The 19,339-nt window shown below is 71.1% G+C and carries 15 protein-coding genes; 14 read left to right on the top strand and 1 reads right to left on the bottom strand.

Annotation, left to right across the window (positions count from 1 at the left end; all coding sequences use genetic code 11):
- Positions 1-30 precede the first annotated feature (30 nt).
- From PZB77_RS10225 to PZB77_RS10180, 10 genes are all read left to right on the top strand, one after another.
- Positions 31-1,827 (top strand): ABC transporter substrate-binding protein, encoded by a 1,797-nt coding sequence (locus PZB77_RS10225; protein ID WP_275492260.1) that lies wholly within the window; start codon positions 31-33, stop codon positions 1,825-1,827.
- 112 nt (positions 1,828-1,939) lie between these two features.
- Positions 1,940-2,917 carry an ABC transporter permease gene (locus PZB77_RS10220; protein WP_275492259.1) on the top strand — a complete coding sequence of 326 codons (978 nt, stop codon included), beginning with the start codon at positions 1,940-1,942 and terminating at the stop codon, positions 2,915-2,917.
- A 10-nt stretch (positions 2,918-2,927) separates the two neighbouring features.
- Positions 2,928-3,989: an ABC transporter ATP-binding protein gene (locus tag PZB77_RS10215; RefSeq protein WP_275492258.1), complete on the top strand. Its 1,062-nt coding sequence runs from the start codon at positions 2,928-2,930 to the stop codon at positions 3,987-3,989.
- Between the two features lie 24 nt (positions 3,990-4,013).
- Positions 4,014-5,126, top strand: a complete 1,113-nt coding sequence (locus tag PZB77_RS10210) for a dipeptide ABC transporter ATP-binding protein (RefSeq protein ID WP_275492257.1) — start codon at positions 4,014-4,016, stop codon at positions 5,124-5,126.
- Positions 5,127-5,370: 244 nt separating this feature from the next.
- The gene (locus tag PZB77_RS10205; protein WP_275492256.1) at positions 5,371-7,008 is read left to right on the top strand and encodes an ABC transporter substrate-binding protein; all 1,638 of its coding nucleotides are present in this window, start codon (positions 5,371-5,373) and stop codon (positions 7,006-7,008) included.
- A 198-nt stretch (positions 7,009-7,206) separates the two neighbouring features.
- Positions 7,207-8,130, top strand: a complete 924-nt coding sequence (locus PZB77_RS10200) for an ABC transporter permease (protein WP_275492255.1) — start codon at positions 7,207-7,209, stop codon at positions 8,128-8,130.
- Positions 8,123-9,097, top strand: coding sequence for an ABC transporter permease (locus PZB77_RS10195; protein ID WP_275492254.1), 975 nt, complete (start codon positions 8,123-8,125; stop codon positions 9,095-9,097). The genes PZB77_RS10200 and PZB77_RS10195 overlap by 8 nt, the downstream gene beginning before the upstream one ends.
- Positions 9,098-9,110: 13 nt before the next feature.
- Positions 9,111-10,088, top strand: coding sequence for an ABC transporter ATP-binding protein (locus tag PZB77_RS10190; RefSeq protein ID WP_275492253.1), 978 nt, complete (start codon positions 9,111-9,113; stop codon positions 10,086-10,088).
- Positions 10,078-11,340, top strand: coding sequence for a dipeptide ABC transporter ATP-binding protein (locus PZB77_RS10185; RefSeq protein WP_275492252.1), 1,263 nt, complete (start codon positions 10,078-10,080; stop codon positions 11,338-11,340). The genes PZB77_RS10190 and PZB77_RS10185 overlap by 11 nt, the downstream gene beginning before the upstream one ends.
- Before the next feature lie 234 nt (positions 11,341-11,574).
- Positions 11,575-12,807 (top strand): hypothetical protein, encoded by a 1,233-nt coding sequence (locus tag PZB77_RS10180; RefSeq protein ID WP_275492251.1) that lies wholly within the window; start codon positions 11,575-11,577, stop codon positions 12,805-12,807.
- 18 nt (positions 12,808-12,825) lie between these two features.
- Here PZB77_RS10180 and PZB77_RS10175 read toward each other — a convergent pair whose 3' ends face one another.
- Complete coding sequence (locus PZB77_RS10175) at positions 12,826-14,985, bottom strand: prolyl oligopeptidase family serine peptidase (RefSeq protein WP_275492250.1); 2,160 nt, start codon at positions 14,983-14,985, stop codon at positions 12,826-12,828.
- Positions 14,986-15,208: 223 nt separating this feature from the next.
- On the opposite strand from PZB77_RS10175, the gene PZB77_RS10170 reads away from it, so the two are divergent.
- The 4 genes from PZB77_RS10170 to PZB77_RS10155 all read left to right on the top strand — a co-directional run bounded on the left by PZB77_RS10170 (position 15,209) and on the right by PZB77_RS10155 (position 19,258).
- Positions 15,209-15,403, top strand: coding sequence for a hypothetical protein (locus PZB77_RS10170; protein WP_275492249.1), 195 nt, complete (start codon positions 15,209-15,211; stop codon positions 15,401-15,403).
- A 162-nt stretch (positions 15,404-15,565) separates the two neighbouring features.
- Positions 15,566-16,489 (top strand): N-acetyl-1-D-myo-inositol-2-amino-2-deoxy-alpha-D-glucopyranoside deacetylase, encoded by a 924-nt coding sequence (mshB, locus tag PZB77_RS10165; protein ID WP_275492248.1) that lies wholly within the window; start codon positions 15,566-15,568, stop codon positions 16,487-16,489.
- The gene (locus PZB77_RS10160; protein ID WP_275492247.1) at positions 16,486-16,956 is read left to right on the top strand and encodes a DUF6113 family protein; all 471 of its coding nucleotides are present in this window, start codon (positions 16,486-16,488) and stop codon (positions 16,954-16,956) included. Before mshB ends, PZB77_RS10160 begins: the two co-directional genes overlap by 4 nt.
- 175 nt (positions 16,957-17,131) lie before the next feature.
- The gene (locus PZB77_RS10155) at positions 17,132-19,258 is read left to right on the top strand and encodes a hypothetical protein (RefSeq protein ID WP_275492246.1); all 2,127 of its coding nucleotides are present in this window, start codon (positions 17,132-17,134) and stop codon (positions 19,256-19,258) included.
- The last annotated feature ends 81 nt before the right edge of the window (positions 19,259-19,339 follow it).

The following is a 19,339-nucleotide window of genomic DNA, read 5'->3' as shown; positions in this document are numbered from 1 at the left end:
CACTACTCACAGGCAGGTGGACTCGACTCCATGTCTATGCTCAAGAACCGTTCGGCGAGAGCCGCGATGGTCGCGGTCGCGGCGGGCGCACTGACCCTCACCGCGTGCGGCGGCAACGACGACAGCGCCAGCAAGGACAACAGCAAGACCAAGAAGGACGCGTCCTCGCAGTCCAACGCGGTCGTCCTCGGCACCGCCGCCGACTCCACCGGCCCGGCGGCCGAGGTCGCGGGCGCCCGCTCCGGCGGCACGGCCGAGGTCTACCAGGAGGACGACTTCTCCCACCTGGACCCGGGCCAGATCTACGTCAGCGACGGCGGCCTGCTCTCCAAGCTGATCTACCGCGGTCTGACGACGTACAAGGAAGGCGCCGACGGCAGCCTGACGGTCGTCGGCGACCTCGCCACCGACTCGGGCAAGGTCTCCGACGGCGGCAAGACCTGGACCTACACGCTGAAGTCCGGCGTGAAGGACCAGAACGGCCACGTCATCGACTCGGCCGACATCCGTCACACGATCGAGCGCCTGTACTCGACCAACCTCACCGACGGCCCCACCTTCGTCCAGCAGTGGCTGTCCGGTTCCGGCAGCACGTACCGCAAGGCGTACGAGGGCCCCTACAAGGGCAAGCACCTGCCCGACTCGGTGCTGGCGACCCCGGACAAGAACACGGTCGTCTTCCACTTCCCGAGCGCGCAGCCCGACCTGCCGCAGGCGCTCGCCATGGCCGGTTACTCCGTCGTCCCGGAGAAGACCGACACCCAGGCGAAGTACGACACCGCCCCGGTCGCGGTCGGCCCGTACAAGATCGCCGAGTTCAAGCCCGGCAAGGGCATGAAGCTCGTCCGCAACACCAACTGGGACGCGAAGACCGACGCGGTCCGCCACCAGTACGTCGACGGCTTCAACATCGAGTACAACCACGACGACGAGGACCAGACCAAGACGCTCCTCGCCGACCGCGGTGCTGCGAAGAACGCGGTGATGTTCACCGGCCAGGTCGCCACCACGCAGCTCCAGAAGGTCGTCGGCGACAAGACCGCCATGGCCCGCACGATCCAGGGCTACGCCCCGTACGTGTGGCAGATGAACTTCAACATGGACCGCGTCACGGACAAGAAGGTCCGTGACGCGATCACCCTGGCGATGCCCTCCTCGGCCATCTCCAAGGCGGACGGCGGTGCGTACGGCGGCGAGGTCGCCGGCAGCCTGATGTCGCCCACCACCCCGGGCTTCGACGAGACGTACGACCCGTTCAACCGCAAGGCCAAGCCCAACGGTGACCTGGTCAAGGCCAAGGCTCTGGTCAAGGAAGCCGGCGCCGAGGGCAAGAAGATCGTCTACGCCTACGCCAACACCCCGATCCGCCAGAAGCAGGCGGTCCTGATCGCCAACGCGCTGGAGAAGATCGGCCTGGACGTCGAGAAGAAGGAAATCGACTCCGCCACCTGGTACGAGCAGGTCGGTAAGGTCAAGAACGGCTACGACATCTACATGACCGGCTGGGGCCAGGACTGGCCGTCGGCCGCCACGGTCATCCCGCCGTCGTTCGACGGCACCGCCATCCAGGACGGTTCCTCGAACTACACGCACCTCAACGACCCGCACGTGAACGCCGAGATCGTCCGCATCCAGAAGATCACGGACAACGCGGAGGCCACCAAGGCCTGGGCCGAGCTCGCCAAGTACATCTCCACGAAGATCAACCCGGCTGCCCCGATCTACTACACCAAGGTGTTCCAGATCGCGGGTTCCAACGTCGGCGGTCTGCGCTACTCGACGGTGACCAGCTACACCGACGTGACGCAGATCTTCCTCAAGAAGTAATCGGCAACAGCAGTTCCACGGGGGTGCGCGCGCGGCGGAGCGCGCGCCCCCTCTGCCGGATCCGCCCCACCTCCCCCCTCTCGTCCCGCCGTCCTGAGAGCAGCCTCTTGCCATGCTTCGTTTCCTCTTGCGCCGGTCGCTCGGCGCGTTCCTGATTCTGGTCCTGATCAGCGCCTTCACCTTCTTCATGTTCTTCGCGATCCCACAGGACCCGGCGATGCTGGCCTGCGGCAAGAACTGCACCAAGGACGCGCTGGACATCATCCACACCAACCTCGGCCTCGATAAGCCGGTGGCGGTCCAGTACTGGACCTTCCTCGTCGGCATCTTCATGGGCCGGGACTTCTCGGTCGGCCACTGCGACGCGCCCTGCTTCGGCGTCTCGTTCAACAACGGCCAGATGGTGTGGGACACGATCGTCGACCGTTTCCCGCTGACCCTCTCGCTCACCATCGGCGGGCTCATCGTCTTCCTCGTCGTGGGCCTGGGAACCGGCCTTGTCGCCGCCCGCTTCCGGGGCACCTGGCTGGACAAGGTCGTCAGCTCCTTCTCGCTGGTGCTGAGCTCCTTCCAGATCTACTTCCTCGGTCCGATCGTGCTCGGCATCTTCGTCTACAGCACCGGTTGGCTGGACAAGCCGAAGTACCACGACTTCACCGAGGGCGTGGGACCCTGGTTCATGGGGCTGCTCATCCCCTGGGTGGTGATGTCCGTGATCTTCACGGCCAACTACACCCGTATGGCGCGCTCCACGATGATCGAGCAGCTCCAGGAGGAGCATGTCCGGGCCGCCAAGGCGAAGGGCATGAGCGGGCGTTACGTCTTCCTGCGCTACGCCTGGCGCGGATCGCTCATCCCGATCATCACCATCCTCGGCATGGACATCGCGGCGCTGCTCGGCGGCGGCATGGTCACCGAGATCACCTTCGGCCTTCCCGGGATCGGCCGTCTGGCCATCGACTCCGTGACGCAGAAGGACCTGCCGATGACCATGGGCGTCATGCTCGTCAGCGCGGCCTTCATCATTGTCCTGAACCTCGTCGTGGACGCCCTGTACGCCGTGATCGACCCGCGCGTGCGGCTGTCCTAGGAGTAGCAACGTGACCACACTCACCAAGACCGACGAGGCCTCGGCCCCCACCGGGTCCGACGCCTTCCTCTCGGTACGCGATCTGCACGTCAAGTTCTCCACCGAGGACGGCGTCGTCAATGCGGTGAACGGGCTCTCCTTCGACCTGGAGCGCGGCAAGACGCTCGGCATCGTCGGCGAGTCCGGCTCCGGCAAGTCGGTCACCAACCTGACCGTGCTGGGCCTGCACAGCCCGAAGACGACCACCGTCGAGGGCGACATCCTCCTCGACGGCGAGAACCTGACGCACGCGTCCGAGTCCACGCTCGAGTCGCTGCGCGGCAACAAGATGTCGATGATCTTCCAGGACGCGCTCACCGCCCTCTCGCCGTACTACACGGTGGGGCGGCAGATCTCCGAGCCGTTCCGCAAGCACACCGGCGCCAGCAAGAAGGAGGCCCGGGACCGGGCCATCGAGATGCTGACCAAGGTGGGCATCCCGCAGCCCACGCTGCGGGTGGACGACTACCCGCACCAGTTCTCCGGCGGCATGCGCCAGCGCGCCATGATCGCCATGTCGCTGGTCTGCAACCCCGACCTGCTGATCGCCGACGAGCCGACGACCGCCCTGGACGTCACCGTCCAGGCGCAGATCCTCGACCTGCTCAAGGACCTCCAGCAGGAGTTCGGCTCCGCGATCATCATGATCACGCACGACCTCGGCGTCGTCGCCAACATGGCCGACGACCTGCTGGTGATGTACGCCGGCCGGGCCGTGGAGCGGGGTTCGGTGCGCGAGGTGCTCAAGTCGCCCCAGCACCCGTACACCTGGGGTCTGCTCGGCTCGATGCCGCGCCTCACCTCCAGCGTGGACGAGCCGCTCATGCCGATCCCGGGTTCGCCGCCCTCCCTGCTCAACCCGCCGACCGGCTGCCCGTTCCACCCCCGGTGCGCGTTCACCGGGGACGTGCCCGGTGACGCCTGCGTCACCGACCGCCCCGGCCTGCCGGCCGGACGGGGTTCCGCCTGCCACCTGACGGCGGAACAGAAGCAGCAGGTGTTCATCGAGAAGATTCAGCCCCGGCTGGGCTGACCTACCAGCGACTGGGGCATCACCATGAGCGAGAACAACACCACCGGCACGGCAGCGACCGACACCGTGCCGAAGCAGCGCGACGAGGACACGTCCTCCCCGCTGCTGCGGGTCCGCGACCTCAAGAAGCACTTCCCGATCAAGGGCGGCTTCCCGATCAAGCGGACCATCGGCGCGGTCAAGGCCGTCGACGGCCTGTCCTTCGACGTCATGGCCGGCGAGGCACTCGGGCTGGTCGGTGAGTCCGGCTGCGGCAAGTCGACCACCGGCCGGCTGCTGACCCGCCTGCTGGAGCCGACCTCGGGCACCGTCACGTACAAGGGCCAGGACATCAGCCACGCCTCGCGGCGCGAGATGATGCCCATCCGGTCCGAGATCCAGATGATCTTCCAGGACCCGTACGCCTCCCTGAACCCGAGGCAGACGGTCGGCAACATCATCGGCGGCCCGATGGAGATCAACGGCATCAACCCGCCCGGCGGCCGCGAGGCCCGGGTGCGGGAGCTGCTGGAGATCGTCGGCCTCAACCCGGAGCACTACAACCGCTTCCCGCACGAGTTCTCGGGCGGCCAGCGGCAGCGCATCGGGGTGGCGCGCGCCGTCGCCCTGGAGCCGAAGCTGATCATCGCGGACGAGCCGGTCTCGGCCCTGGACGTCTCCATCCAGGCGCAGGTCATCAACCTGCTCCAGGAGGTCCAGCGCGAGATGGGCATCGCGTTCGTCTTCATCGCGCACGACCTCGCGATCGTCCGGCACTTCTCGCAGCGCGTCGCGGTGATGTACCTGGGCAAGATCATCGAGGTCGCCGACCGCGACTCGCTGTACGAGGCGCCCCGGCACCCGTACACGCACGCGCTGCTGTCCGCCGTCCCCGACGCGGACATCGACGCCGACAAGCGCGAGCGCATCCGGCTGGAGGGTGACGTCCCGTCGCCCGTCAACCCGCCCTCGGGCTGCCGTTTCCGCACCCGGTGCTGGAAGGCCCAGGACAAGTGCGCCACCGAGGAGCCGCCGCTGGTGCAGCTCTCCGGCGACAAGCCCGGCCACCTCACGGCCTGCCACTTCCCGGAGGACCCGACGGTCCGCCGGACGACGGACATCGTGCTGGACCCGGCCCTGGCGGCGCTGGAGGAGTAGTCCTCCCGCACACGAGGTACTCCCGCACGCGGGAGGCGGACGCCGGTTCACGGTCCGCGCCGACGGGCCCGTACTCAGGAGACCACTCCCGAGTACGGGCCCGTCGGCGTGCCGGGGCCCGTACACCGGGGTGACGGGGCACCGGGTCCCAGCGGCCCGGACGGGCCAAGCAGACATGCAGTATGCAGACGAATGGGGTGGTATAGGGCAGAGCTACTCATGGCATCTCAGGAGGAGGCACTTCATGCGCGGAGCCACACAGGCCAGGTGGGCCGCATGCGCGGTGGCCGTAGCGCTCACCGCGACCGCCTGCGGCGGCGGCGACAGCGGCGGCGGTGGGGGCGGCAGTGGCGCCGACGGGATCGTGAGTTCCTCCTGGGGCGACCCGCAGAACCCGCTGGAGCCCGCGAACACCAACGAGGTGCAGGGCGGCAAGGTCCTCGACATGGTCTTCCGCGGTCTCAAGCGGTACGACCCGAAGACCGGCGAGGCGAAGAACATGCTCGCCGAGAAGATCGAGTCCAGCGACGCGACGAACTACACCATCACCGTCAAGGACGGCTGGACCTTCTCCAACGGCGAGAAGGTCACCGCGAAGTCCTTCGTCGACGCCTGGAACTACGGCGCCGCGCTGAAGAACAACCAGAAGAACGCCTACTTCTTCCAGTACATCGACGGCTACGAGAAGGCCCACCCCGAGAGCGGCTCCGCCTCCGCCACCACGCTCTCCGGCCTCAGGACCACCGGTGACCTGACCTTCACCGTGAAGCTGTCGCAGAAGTTCTCGCTCTGGCCCGACACCCTCGGCTACGCGGCCTTCTCACCACTGCCCAAGAGCTTCTTCGACGACCACGACGCGTGGCTCTCCAAGCCCGTCGGGAACGGCCCGTACACCATCGACCAGTACGCCAAGGGCTCGTCGATGAACCTGCGGCGCTGGGACGGCTACCCCGGGGACGACAAGGCGGAGAACGGCGGCATCGACCTCAAGGTCTACACCGACAACAACACCGCCTACACCGACCTGACCGCGGGCAACCTCGACCTCGTCGACGACATCCCCGCCTCCCAGCTCACCAACGTCCAGTCGGACCTCGGCGACCGCTACATCAACACCCCGGCCGGCATCATCCAGACCCTCGCCTTCCCCTTCTACGACAAGGAGTGGGACACCGAGAACGGCCGCAAGGTCCGCCAGGGCCTGTCGATGGCGATCAACCGGGACCAGATCACCGAGCAGATCTTCCACAAGACGCGGGAGCCCGCCTCCGACTGGACCTCCCCGGTCCTCGGCACGGAAGGCGGCTTCAAGAAGGGCCTGTGCGGCAAGGAGTGCGAGTACGACGCCGCCGCCGCCAAGAAGATGATCGACGACGCCGGCGGCATCCCGGGCGGCCAGCTCAAGATCTCGTACAACGCGGACACCGGCTCCCACAAGGAGTGGGTCGACGCCGTCTGCAACAGCATCAACGGGGCCCTGGGGAACAACCGGGCCTGCGTCGGCGGACCGGTCGGCACCTTCGCCGACTTCCGCAACCAGGTCTCCCAGCAGAAGCTGAAGAGCGCCTGGCGCGCGGGCTGGCAGATGGACTACCCGCTCATCCAGAACTTCCTCCAGCCGCTCTACTACACCAACGCCTCGTCCAACGACGGCAAGTGGAGCAACCAGAAGTTCGACGACCTCGTCGACAAGGCCAACGCCGAGACCGACAAGGCCACGGCGGTGAAGACCTTCCAGGACTCCGAGCAGGTGCTCGTCGAGCAGATGCCGGTCATCCCGCTCTGGTACCAGAACGGCAGCGCCGGCTACTCCGACCGCGTCAGCAACGTCGCGCTGAACGTCTTCAGCGTCCCCGTCTACAACGAGATCAAGGTCAAGTGACCCGCTGAAGCCGGTGGCCGGTGCGGAGCACCGCACCGGCCACCCGGCTCCGGCGGTCTCCCGCGGACCACCGCTCCCGGCGCCGGACGTCCTTCCGGCACCCGCGCGGCGGATCGCACGGGTGCCCACCCCGACCCGCCGGACACCGCCCGACCCGTCTCCCGGCCCCCGTTTCCGCCCCGACCCCCGGAGCCCCGCATGGGACGTTATGTGATCCGGCGGCTGCTGCAGATGATCCCGGTCTTCTTCGGCACCACGCTGCTGATCTTCCTCATGGTGAACGTGATGGGCGACCCCATCGCGGGCCTCTGCGGCGACCGCCAGTGCGACCCCGCCACCGCCGCCCAGCTGCGCGCCGAGTTCGGCCTCGACAAGCCGGTCTGGCAGCAGTACCTGACGTACATGGGCAACGTCTTCACCGGCGACTTCGGCACCGCCTTCAACGGGCAGAAGGTCACCGAGCTGATGGCCACCGCGTTCCCCATCACCATCCGGCTCACCCTCGTCGCCATCGTCTTCGAGATCGTCATCGGCATCAGCCTCGGCGTCCTCACCGGCCTGAAGCGCGGCCGGCCCGTCGACACCACCGTGCTCGTCCTGACCCTGGTCGTCATCTCGATCCCGACCTTCGTCACCGGCCTCCTGCTGCAGCTGTTGCTCGGCGTGAAGTGGGGGATCATCAGCCCCTCCGTCTCCTCGGCGGCCCCGCTCGACGAACTGATCGTCCCCGGCCTGGTGCTCGCCTCGGTGTCGCTCGCCTACGTCGCCCGGCTCACCCGCTCCTCCATCGCGGAGAACGCCCGCGCCGACTACGTGCGCACCGCGACCGCCAAGGGACTTCCGCGCCGCCGGGTCATCACGCGCCACCTGCTGCGGAACTCGCTGATCCCCGTCATCACCTTCATCGGCACCGACGTGGGCGCCCTGATGGGCGGCGCGATCGTCACCGAGCGGATCTTCAACATCCACGGCGTCGGCTACCAGCTCTACCAGGGCATCCTGCGCCAGAACACCCAGACCGTCGTCGGGTTCGTCACCATCCTGGTCCTCGTCTTCCTGGCGGCCAACCTGATCGTCGACCTCCTGTACGCCGTACTCGACCCGAGGATCCGCTATGCCTGAGCCGTATTCGCAGGACGGGGCGATCTCCCCGGCGGGAGCCGGCGGGCCCATGGACCTCGCCATGGAGGAGGGCGAGACGCTGGAGAAGCCGCCCGGCCACGACGGCACCGGCCCTTCCGAGAAGCCCCGCAGCCTCTGGTCCGACGCCTGGCGCGACCTGCGGCGCAACCCGGTCTTCATCATCTCCGGCCTGGTCATCCTCTTCCTGGTGATCATCTCGATCTGGCCCTCGCTCATCGCGTCCGGCGACCCGCTCCAGGCCGACCTGGCCGACGCCCAGAAGGGCCGCGAGCCCGGCCACCCCTTCGGCTTCGACCCACAGGGCCGCGACGTCTACACCCGCGTCGTCTACGGCGCCCGCACCTCGGTCACCATCGGCGTCTGCGCCACCCTCGGCGTCGGCATCCTGGGCAGTGTCCTCGGCGGACTCGCCGGGTTCTTCGGGGGCGGCTGGGACGCGGTGCTCTCCCGGATCACCGACGTCTTCTTCGGCATCCCGGTGGTCCTCGGCGGGCTGGTGTTCCTCTCCGTCGTCACCAGTTCCACCGTCTGGCCCGTCGTCGGCTTCATCGTCCTGCTGGGCTGGCCGCAGATCGCCCGCATCGCGCGCGGCTCGGTGATCACCGCCAAGCAGAACGACTACGTCCAGGCCGCCCGCGCGCTGGGCGCCTCCAACTCGCGCATGCTGCTGCGCCACGTCGCCCCGAACGCCGTCGCCCCCGTCATCGTCGTGGCGACCATCGCGCTCGGCACGTACATCTCCCTGGAGGCGACCCTCTCCTACCTCGGCGTCGGCCTGAAGGAACCGGCCGTCTCCTGGGGCATCGACATCTCCGCCGCGTCCAACTACATCCGCAACGCCCCGCACATGCTGCTCTGGCCCGCGGGAGCGCTGGCGGTCACCGTGCTGGCGTTCATCATGCTCGGCGACGCGGTGCGCGACGCCCTCGACCCCAAGCTGCGCTGAGGAGTCCGCTGCCATGCTGCTGGAAGTGCGCGATCTGCACGTGGAGTTCCACACCCGGGACGGCGTGGCCCGGGCCGTCAACGGCGTCGACTACTCGGTGGCCGAGGGGGAGACGCTCGCCGTCCTCGGCGAGTCCGGCTCCGGGAAGTCGGTCACCGCCCAGGCGGTCATGGGCATCCTCGACATGCCGCCCGGGAAGATCACCGGCGGCGAGGTCCTCTTCAAGGGCCAGGACCTGCTGAAGATGAAGAAGGACGAGCGGCGCAGGATCCGGGGCCAGGAGATGGCCATGATCTTCCAGGACGCCCTCTCCTCCCTGAACCCCGTGCTGACCGTCGGCGACCAGCTGGGCGAGATGTTCCGGGTGCACCGGGGGATGTCCCGCAAGGACTCCCGCAAGAAGGCGATCGAGCTGATGGACCGGGTCCGCATCCCGGCGGCCCAGGAGCGGGTCGGGAACTATCCGCACCAGTTCTCCGGCGGCATGCGCCAGCGCATCATGATCGCCATGGCGATGGCGCTGGAGCCCGCGCTGATCATCGCCGACGAACCCACCACCGCCCTCGACGTGACCGTCCAGGCCCAGGTCATGGAGTTGCTCGCGGAGCTCCAGCAGGAGTACCGGATGGGCCTCATCCTCATCACCCACGACCTCGGCGTGGTCGCCGACGTCGCCGACAAGATCGCCGTGATGTACGCGGGCCGGATCGTCGAGACCGCCCCCGTCCACGAGATCTACAAGCGCCCGGCGCACCCGTACACCAAGGGCCTCCTCCAGTCGATCCCGCGCCTGGACCAGAAGGGCCAGGAGCTGTACGCGATCAAGGGGCTGCCGCCGAACCTGCTGCGCATCCCGCCCGGCTGCGCCTTCAACCCCCGCTGCCCGATGGCCCGGGACGTGTGCCGTACGGACGAGCCGCCGCTGTACGACGTGGCCGAGCACCGCGCGAGCGCCTGCCACTTCTGGAAGGAGACGCTCGATGCCCGCTGACCACGCCCGGAGCCGCGAGGAGGGCGAGACCGCCGCCACCCCGCTCTCCGAGTCGCGGCACAGGTCCGCCTGGACCGAGGGAGAGCCGATCCTGGAGGTCCGCGACCTCGTCAAGCACTACCCGCTCACCCAGGGCATCCTGATCAAGAAGCAGATCGGCGCGGTCAAGGCCGTCGACGGCGTCACCTTCGACCTCTCGGCCGGAGAGACCCTGGGCATCGTGGGGGAGTCCGGCTGCGGCAAGTCCACCGTCGCCAGGATGCTGGTCCACCTGGAGCGCCCCACCGCCGGCACCATCCGCTACAAGGGCGAGGACGTCACCAAGCTCTCCGGCCGCGCCCTGAAGGCCGTCCGCCGGAACATCCAGATGGTGTTCCAGGACCCGTACACCTCGCTCAACCCGCGCATGACGGTCGGCGACATCATCGGGGAGCCGTACGAGATCCACCCCGAGGCCGCTCCGAAGGGCAGCCGGCGGCAGCGGGTGCAGGACCTGCTGGACGTGGTGGGGCTCAACCCCGAGTACATCAACCGTTATCCGCACCAGTTCTCGGGCGGTCAGCGCCAGCGCATCGGCATCGCCCGCGGCCTGGCGCTCAACCCCGAGATCATCGTGGCCGACGAACCCGTCTCCGCGCTCGACGTCTCCGTCCAGGCCCAGGTCGTCAACCTGCTGGACCGGCTCCAGGCGGAGTTCGGGCTCAGCTTCGTCTTCATCGCCCACGACCTCTCGATCGTCCGGCACATCTCGGACCGGGTCGGGGTGATGTACCTCGGCCGGATCGTCGAGACCGGCACCGAGGAGGAGATCTACGACCACCCGACCCACCCGTACACGCAAGCGCTGCTCTCCGCCGTCCCGGTGCCCGACCCGGAGGCGCGCGAGCGCCGGGAGCGGATCATCCTGCACGGCGACGTGCCCTCGCCCGCCAACCCGCCCTCCGGCTGCCGGTTCCGCACCCGGTGCTGGAAGGCGCGGGAGCGGTGCGCGGTGGAAGTGCCCCTGCTCGCGGTCCCGGAGGCGTTCGAGGGGGTGCCCGGGCCGGCCCACCACGACTCGGCGTGCCACTTCGCCGAGGAGAAGCGGGTGGTCGTGCCGGAGACCGAGCGGGTGCCGCCACCGGTCGGCAGGGACGTCGGGGACGATGGGGACGACGGGGATGTCGGCGACGTCGGCGACGCGGGCGGGGGCATCGCGGGGCCGGACGCCGGGGAACCGGGCACGGAGCCTCCCGCGCCGGGCCCTGCGTAGAGGGCGGCCGGAGCCGTCCCGCACGGTGCCCGCTCCAGCCGCCCCGGCTCGTTAACAGTGAGGCAACTTGCCCGTCGCCGCACCGATATACGAACGTTGCACCATGGACGGCGTACGGCCGTGCGGGTGCCGTGGACCGGCCGGGACGACCAGCGTCGTCCCGGCCGGTTTCCCGTTCCACGCCCCCCGCAGGCCCTCTTGTCGGGTCGTCCGGGGCGGTGGAGTATCGCTCGCGTGACACTCACACGGGGCGCACGCATCACCGGCACGGTCCTCAGCGCCGTGCTCGCACTGATCACCGCCGGCTGGATCGTCCGGGACCTGCGGGCCCTGGAGGGGCCGGGCCCGCTCTGGGACATCTGGTCCGGGGTGCCCGGACGTTTTCCCGGCGCGCTGCCCGCCACGACCGGCACCACGCTGGTCCTCCTCCTCGTGCAGGCGGTCACCGCCTTCGCCGTCCGCCGCTCACCGGTCGCCGCCGCGGCGCTGGTCACCACCGGTGTGACCACGCTGCTGCTCCGGCTCCCCGGTCTGTGGACCACCGAGGCCTCGTGGACGGACGGCCGCTACCCCGACGAACTCCGCTCCCGCGCGCTGATCTCCACCGTCGTCACCCTCGCGGCCGCGCTCGCCCTCGTCGTCACGGCGGCGGCCGGCCGGCGGCCCGCGCGGGACGTGGGGCTCCCCGCGCCGACCCGGCCCACCACGGGCGCCTCGGTCGTCGCCTTCCTCGCGCTGGGCGTCTCCGCGGCGGTGCTGATCGCGTGGGAGATCCGCCAGATCTTCGTCTTCCCGGACGCGCTCTACCCCGACTGGTACCTCGGCGGCCGGATGGCCGGCCCCGCGCTCGTGGACGCGCCGGGCGGCTGGACCACCGTGACCATCGCGCTGCTCGCCCTGTTCGCCGGCGTCTCGGCGCTCGCGCACGCCGTCCACTCCCGGCCGTTCGGCATGGCCGCCGCGGTCTTCCTGCTGCTCTCCGGCGGCCTCGGGGTCGCCCGCGCCGTCCGGCTGGACCTCTTCGAGGGCTTCTCCGACCAGGGCGTCGAGGAACAACTCGCCATGCTCTCCTGGGTGTTCCTCACCCTCGCCGGGATCGCCGCACTGTCCGCCACCGTCCGCCGGGGGCGGCCCGCGGCCGAGGACGGGGCGGGAGCGGGCTGGGGGCCCGGCGCTCCGGGGTACGGCTACCCGCCCGCCGGAGCGCCCGGCCGCGCCCCCGGGTACGGCTACCCGTACCCGCCGGCCGCCGGCTCCCCTTACACCTCGGCCCCCTCCTACCCGTCGGGCCCCGCTTATCCGTCGGGCTCGTACCCGTCCGCCCCGTCCGCCCCGGGGTACGGGTATCCGCCCGTCGGGCCGGGCTCCGGGCCGGAACCGGCGGAGGGCTCCGGACCCGGTGACGGCTACCCGCGGGGCGGCGGCTCCGGGCCGCCGCCGCCCTCGTCCCCGCCGCCCGGCCGGTGAGCCCGGCGGCTCGGCGGCTCAGCCCGCCGCCGGCCGGTCCGCCCCGGGGCGCTCCGGCGCCGACAGGCCGAGCGACCGCCTGAGGAAGTCCACCTGGAGCAGGAGGAGGTTCTCCGCGACCTGCTCCTGCGGGGTCATGTGGGTCACCCCGCTGAGCGGCAGCACCTCGTGCGGGCGTCCCGCCGCCAGCAGCGCGGAGGAGAGCCGCAGGGTGTGCGCGACCACCACGTTGTCGTCGGCGAGGCCGTGCACGATCATCATCGGCCGTGCGGTCTCCGCCGGCCGGGACAGCCCGTCGTCGGTCACCAGCGCGTTGCGCGCGTAGACCTCGGGCTGCTCGGTGGGGTCGCCGAGGTACCGCTCGGTGTAGTGGGTGTCGTAGAGCCGGAAATCGGTGACCGGTGCGCCCACCACCGCCGCGTGGAACACGTCGGGGCGCCGCAGCACCGCGAGGCCCGCGAGGTAGCCGCCGTACGACCAGCCCCGCATCGCCACTTTCGACAGGTCCAGCGGGAAGCGCTCGGCGAGGGCGTGGAGCGCCTCGATCTGGTCGTCCAGGGTGAGCGTGAAGTCGTCCCGTACGGCCTTCTCCCAGGCGGGGGAGCGGCCGGGGGCGCCCCTGCCGTCCGCCACGACCACCGCGAAGCCCTGGTCGGCGAACCACTGGGAGGTGAGGTGCGCGTTGTGGGCGGCGAGCACCCGGCGGCCGAGCGGTCCGCCGTACGGGTCCATCAGTACCGGAAGCGGACCGTCCGACTCCTGATGGTCCGTGGGGAGCAGGACGGCGCACGGAATGCGCCGCGCGCCCCCTTCGGTGAGGGTGAGGCGGGGGCGCAGCACCGGTTCCTGGGCGTGGTTGGCCACCACCGCGACCTGCTTGCCGTCCCGCAGCACCCGTACGGTCGCACCCGGGCGCTCCGGCGAGGTGGAGGACATCACCGTGAGGGCGCCGGAGCGGACCGCCGAGTGGACGCCCACCCCTTCCGACATCCGTTCGACGCCCAGCTCGCTCACCCGGTACACATGGCTCTCCCCGATCTCCGGGGCGGCGGCCTCCTCGCCCGCCACCGCCTGCACCAGGACGTCCGACTCCCCGACGTCCAGCACCGCCTGGAGGTGCAGCCGGGCCCCGGTCAGCACCCGGTCCCCGACGTGCAGGACCCGCGCCCCGCCCTCGTCGGCGATCCGTACGAGCCGTCCGTCCGGCGTCCATACGGGCACCCCACCGAAAAGATCCAGCCACCTCGGGTCCTCGTCCGCGTGCACGGTGCGGGTCGCCCCGGTCTCCGGGTCCACCGTCAGACACCGCTGGGTGCGCTGGTCCCTGGCCTGCACCAGCAGCAGCGGGGCGCCCGCCGACGACCAGTGCACCCGGGCCAGGTACGGGTAGCGCGCCCGGTCCCACACCACCTCGGTGCGTCCGCCGGCGAGGTCCACGACGAAGAGCCCGACCTCGGCGTTGGGGGTGCCCGCGACCGGGTAGGCGACCTCGGCCGGCTTGCGCTCCGGGCGCGCCGGATCGGCGATCCACCAACGCGTGACCGGGCTGTCGTCCACCCGGGCCACCAGCAGCCGGTCCGATTCCGGGGACCACCAGAAGCCCCGGCGCCGGCCCATCTCCTCGGCCGCGACGAACTCCGCGAGCCCGTAGGTGAGGTGCTCCGCCTCCGGTTCGGCCACCGCCCGGTCGTCGGTACCGTCGGCGCCGACCACCCGCAGCGCGCCGCGTGCGACGTACGCGACGTGCCGGCCGTCGGGGGAGGGCCGGGGGTCGATCACCGGCCCCGGGACCGGCAGCGCGCCCGCCGTACCGGCACGCAATTCGGCCACGTACACCTTGCCGGAGAGCGCGAAGGCGGCCAACTCCGCCTCGGCGTCGACCGCGTACTCGACGATGCCCGTACCGCCCTCACGGGTGCGTTCGCGGCGCGCGCGCTCCTGCGGCGACAGCCGCTCCGCCGAGCCGCCCAGCAGGGCCCCGGGGTCGGCGGCGACGCGCTCCAGGCCGGTCGAGGGGTCCAGCACCATGAGCCGGCTGACCGGGTCGGTGCCGGAGGACGAGCGCAGGAAGATCACCCGCGTCCCGTCAGGTGAGACGGTGAAGGCCCGGGGGGCGCCCCGGGTGAATCGCTGGGTCCGGGCGTGCTGGCGCGGAAAAGACGGCTTCTGCGAGGTCATGGGCCGAAACCTAGCCCGGCCGCCGCCGCCCGTGCGCCCCCTCGTGCTGCAGTGACCCGGACAATGCCCTGGCACGGATAGTTATGATCCGTAGCGCTCGGTGGGTAAGAACCTGCTGGCTTCCCTACTGCTGCCCCACCGCTGTCCGTTCAGACCCGATGTGCCGATGTGTGTGATCCGTCCGATGTTCCCGTCGCGACCGTACTGATGGAGGTGAACCGCCGTGGCACTCTCGATTTCGGCGGTAGTGCTGCTGGCGATCGTCGTCTTCCTGCTGATCCGGAAATCCGGACTCAAGGGCGGACACGCGGCGATCTGCATGCTGCTCGGGTTCTACCTGGCGAGTTCGTCCATCGCCCCGACGATCGCCGACCTCACCTCGAACGTCGCGGGCGTGATCGGCAGCATCAAGTTCTGAGGGCCGCGCGGACCGCAGCGGGTCCGCGCGGCCGTCCGCGGGCCCCGCGAGGTCTCCCGCCCGCCCGTGAGGGGCGTCGCGGGGCGGCCGCACGGGGCCCCGGACGTGTGAACCGGGGACGCCGACGCCCGGAGGGGGAGCGGGGCTCGTAGGGTGGTCCTCATGAAGGACCTTCCCGCCCGCCGTCTGCTCCTGGTGCACGCGCACCCCGACGACGAGTCGATCAACAACGGCGCCACCATGGCCAAGTACGCGGCCGAGGGCGCCCACGTCACGCTGGTGACCTGCACCCGGGGCGAGGAGGGCGAGGTCATCCCCCCGTCGCTGGCGCACCTGGCGTCCGACCGGGACGACGCCCTCGGCCCGCACCGCGTGGGCGAACTCGCCGCCGCCATGAAGGAGCTGGGGGTCACCGACCACCGCTTCCTCGGCGCCCCCGGCCGGTACCGCGACTCCGGGATGATGGGCACCGAGCAGAACCACCGCCCCGGAGCCTTCTGGGACGCCGCCGTGGACGACGCGGCCGCCCCGCTGGTGGACGTCATCCGCGAGATCCGCCCGCAGGTCCTGGTGACGTACGACGCCGACGGCGGATACGGCCACCCCGACCACATCCAGGCGCACCGGGTGGCGACCCGCGCGGCCGAACTCGCCGCCGACGCCGCGTACACCACCGGCTCCGGCGCGCCGGACGCCCCGCACACCATCGCGAAGACCTACTGGAACCGGACGCCCCGCCAGGTCGCCGAAGAGGCGTTCGCCCGGCTCCGGGCCGAGGCGCCCGGGGTGTTCGCGGAGATCGCCGCGATCGAGGACGTGCCGGGGGTGACCGACGACTCCGTGATCACCACGGAGATCGACGGCTCCGCGTTCGCGGAGGCGAAGGCGGCGGCCATGCGGGCGCACGCCACCCAGGTCGTGGTGGACGGGCCCTGGTTCGCCCTCTCCAACGACAAGGGTCAGCCCCTCTTCACCACCGAGTACTACCAACTGGTGCGGGGTGGACCGGACGGCGGCCACGTGCGCGAACGCGATCTCTTCGCCGGGCTGCCCGAGGCCGCCGCCGGGACGGGGGCACGGTCGTGAGCGCCGGCCGGGACCGCTCCCGCGCCGAGGCCCGCGCCCCGCGCACCAACGCCCCGCCCCGGGCGCCCGAACCCACCGGGATCGCCGCCCCGTTGAACCCCCGCCGGATCGGCTCCTACGTCGGCCTCGCGGTCCTCGGCGCGCTGGTCTCGCTGGCCGGTTCCCTGGTCCAGGGGGCCTGGTTCCCCGGCGGTCTGCTGCTGGCGCTCGCCGCGGCCGCGGGAGTCTTCTACGGGGGCCGCCTCCTCACCCGCACCCAACTCGGCGCCTTCGCGCCCGCCGCCGGCTGGCTGATCGCGGTGGTGGTCCTGCTGAACGGACGCCCCGAGGGCGACATGCTCTTCGGCGGCGGCGACGAGATCGCTCTGGCCCTCTTCGTCCTCGGCGGGATGGTTGTCGCTGTGATCTGTGCCACCCTCGGCCAGGGGTCGGTTTCGGCCAACGACCAGAGTCGTTCAGGCCGGTGACGCGCTTTGAGCGGCAGCTCACGAGCGTTCACGGGTGTGCGGTGCCGGTGGAGGTTTTCCCCGGCCGTGAAACGCCCGCGCGCGGCGGCCAGTATGGTGGTGCGCGCGCCGAGCCGTCCCCTGGCCTGCGGCATGGGGGAAGTACGGGCGGCGGAGCCAATCGGGAGAACCTGCTTTGAGTCGTGAAACTGACAGTTCGTCCTCCGGGCCCCAGGGGCGTGGTGGTGCCGCGTATCCGTCGGGTACTCCGCCGTACGGATCACGCCAGTACCCGTCGTCGCACCCGGCGCAGGACGGCGCGGAACCCGCACCGGAGTCCACACCGGAAGCCCCTCGGCCACCACGGCCCGACGAGCCCAGGACCGAGACGACCCTGACGACGCGTATCCGGATCAACATCCCCGGTTCGCGGCCGATCCCGCCCGTCGTGATGCGTACGCCCATGGCGGAGAGCGACAGCGCCTCGGGTCCCGACCCGGAGCGCACCGCCGTGACACCGCTGCCCGGCCCGGGCGCGCCCGCCCCCGGCCCGGTGCCCGGCGAATCCGCTCCGGCGGGGCGCGAGGGCGACGACTCCGACGGAGCCCCGGCCGAGCCGCCCGCCCAGGAGAAGAAGCCCACCAGCGACTGGTTCGCCCCGCGCAAGACCCCACCGGCGGCCCCCTCCGTACTGGGCGACACCGGTGCTCCCGCCGGCGGGAGCGTGCCGGGTCCGGCGGGCGCGGAGCCGCCGGCCGGACCGCGCGCCGAGGCGCCGTTCCCGCCGGCCGGCCCGCGGGGCGGATTCCCCGCCCCGCCGGCCGCCCGGAGCGCGCTGGACAGCATCGACGCCGAACTGTCCGACACCGGGCGGCCCACGCCCGACTTCGGAGCACGCACCCCCGGCCCGGCCGGCTCCACCGCCGGACCGGCGGCCGGCACCGCCACCTTCCCGCCCGTCCCCCAGAACCCCGGGGGCCAGGGCCGTCCCGGCCCCGCGGTCCCGGGCGGGCCCCACGCGCCCGGCGGTCCCGGCACTCCTCAGGGCGGCCCGGGCGGCCCCGGCGGCGCGGGTGGCCCCGGCGGCCCCGGCGGACAGAGTGGCCCCGGCGGCCGGCGCGGGCCCGGCGGCGCAGGTCCCGTACCGCGTCTCTCCGACGACACCGCGATCCTGACCCCGCAGGCGCCCGTACCGGTCCCCGGCCTCGGCCACGTCTCCGGCGACACCCTCACCGGCGGCATCCCCGTCGTGCCCGGCGGGCCCCGCCCGTTCCCGGCACGGTCCGAGGGCCCGGACGGGCCGGGTACCGCGCCCCAGGGGCCCTCCGGCCCCACCGCTCCGCGCCCGGCCGCGCCGTCCGCCGCCCCCGCCCGAAAGGGCCGGTCCAAGACGGTCCTGCTCGGCGTCGCGGTCGTCGTCCTGCTGGGCATCGCCTACTGTGCGGGCCTGCTGATGAACCACTCCGAGGTCCCCAAGGGCACCACCGTCCTCGGCCTCGACATCGGCGGCGGCACGAAGACCGAGGCGGTGAGCAAGCTCGACGCCGAGTTCGGCAAGCGCGCCCGGACGCCGCTGAAGCTGTCGGTCGACGGCAAGCAGACGCGACTCTCCCCGGAGAAGGCCGGTCTGGAGCTCGACAGCGAGGAGACCGTGCGCGGCGCGGCGGGCAGCGACTACAACCCGATCTCCGTGATCGGCTCCCTGTTCGGCGGGGCACGCCCCGCCGACCCGGTAATCCCGGTCGACGAGGAGAAGCTCGGCGCGGCGCTCAACGCCCTCTCCGGCACCTCCGGTTCCGCCGCCGACGGCACCATCACGTTCGAGCCGAACAAGGCCGAGGCGGTCCCGGGCAAGGCGGGCAAGGGGATCGACGTCAACCAGTCGATCGTCGCCGTACGGGACGCCTACCGCGCCCAGGTCCAGACCGGCACCTCCGCCGTCGTGGCCCTGCCGGTCGTCTCCCGGCAGCCCACCATCACCCAGGCCGAACTCGACCGGGCGATGAAGGAGTTCGCGGAGCCCGCGATGTCGGACCTGATCACCATCAGGGCCGGTGGCAAGGAGATCCAGTTCGGCCCGGCGCGATCGTTGCCGCAGATCCTGTCGATGAAGGCGATCGACGGCAAACTCGTGCCCTACTACGACAAGAAGGCCATCGAGACCCTCTGCGACGGCGTCTTCGACGGTGTCATGGCGGTCAAGGCCGACGGTCAGCAGCACCAGGTCGGGCCCGACGACGTGGCCAAGGCGATGCAGCAGGCGCTGCTCGGCAAGACCACCGCCGAACGCACCGTCACGATCGACCTCACCGGTCAGGGCTGATCCGCCCGAACCCTCCCCGCACACCGCCCCGCCCGGACCTCCGGGCGGGGCGGTGTCGTACGGGGACGCGGGGCACCGGAC

This window comes from Streptomyces sp. AM 2-1-1 (assembly GCF_029167645.1).
Lineage (GTDB): Bacteria > Actinomycetota > Actinomycetes > Streptomycetales > Streptomycetaceae > Streptomyces.
This window is presented reverse-complemented; position numbering and strand designations above follow the sequence as displayed.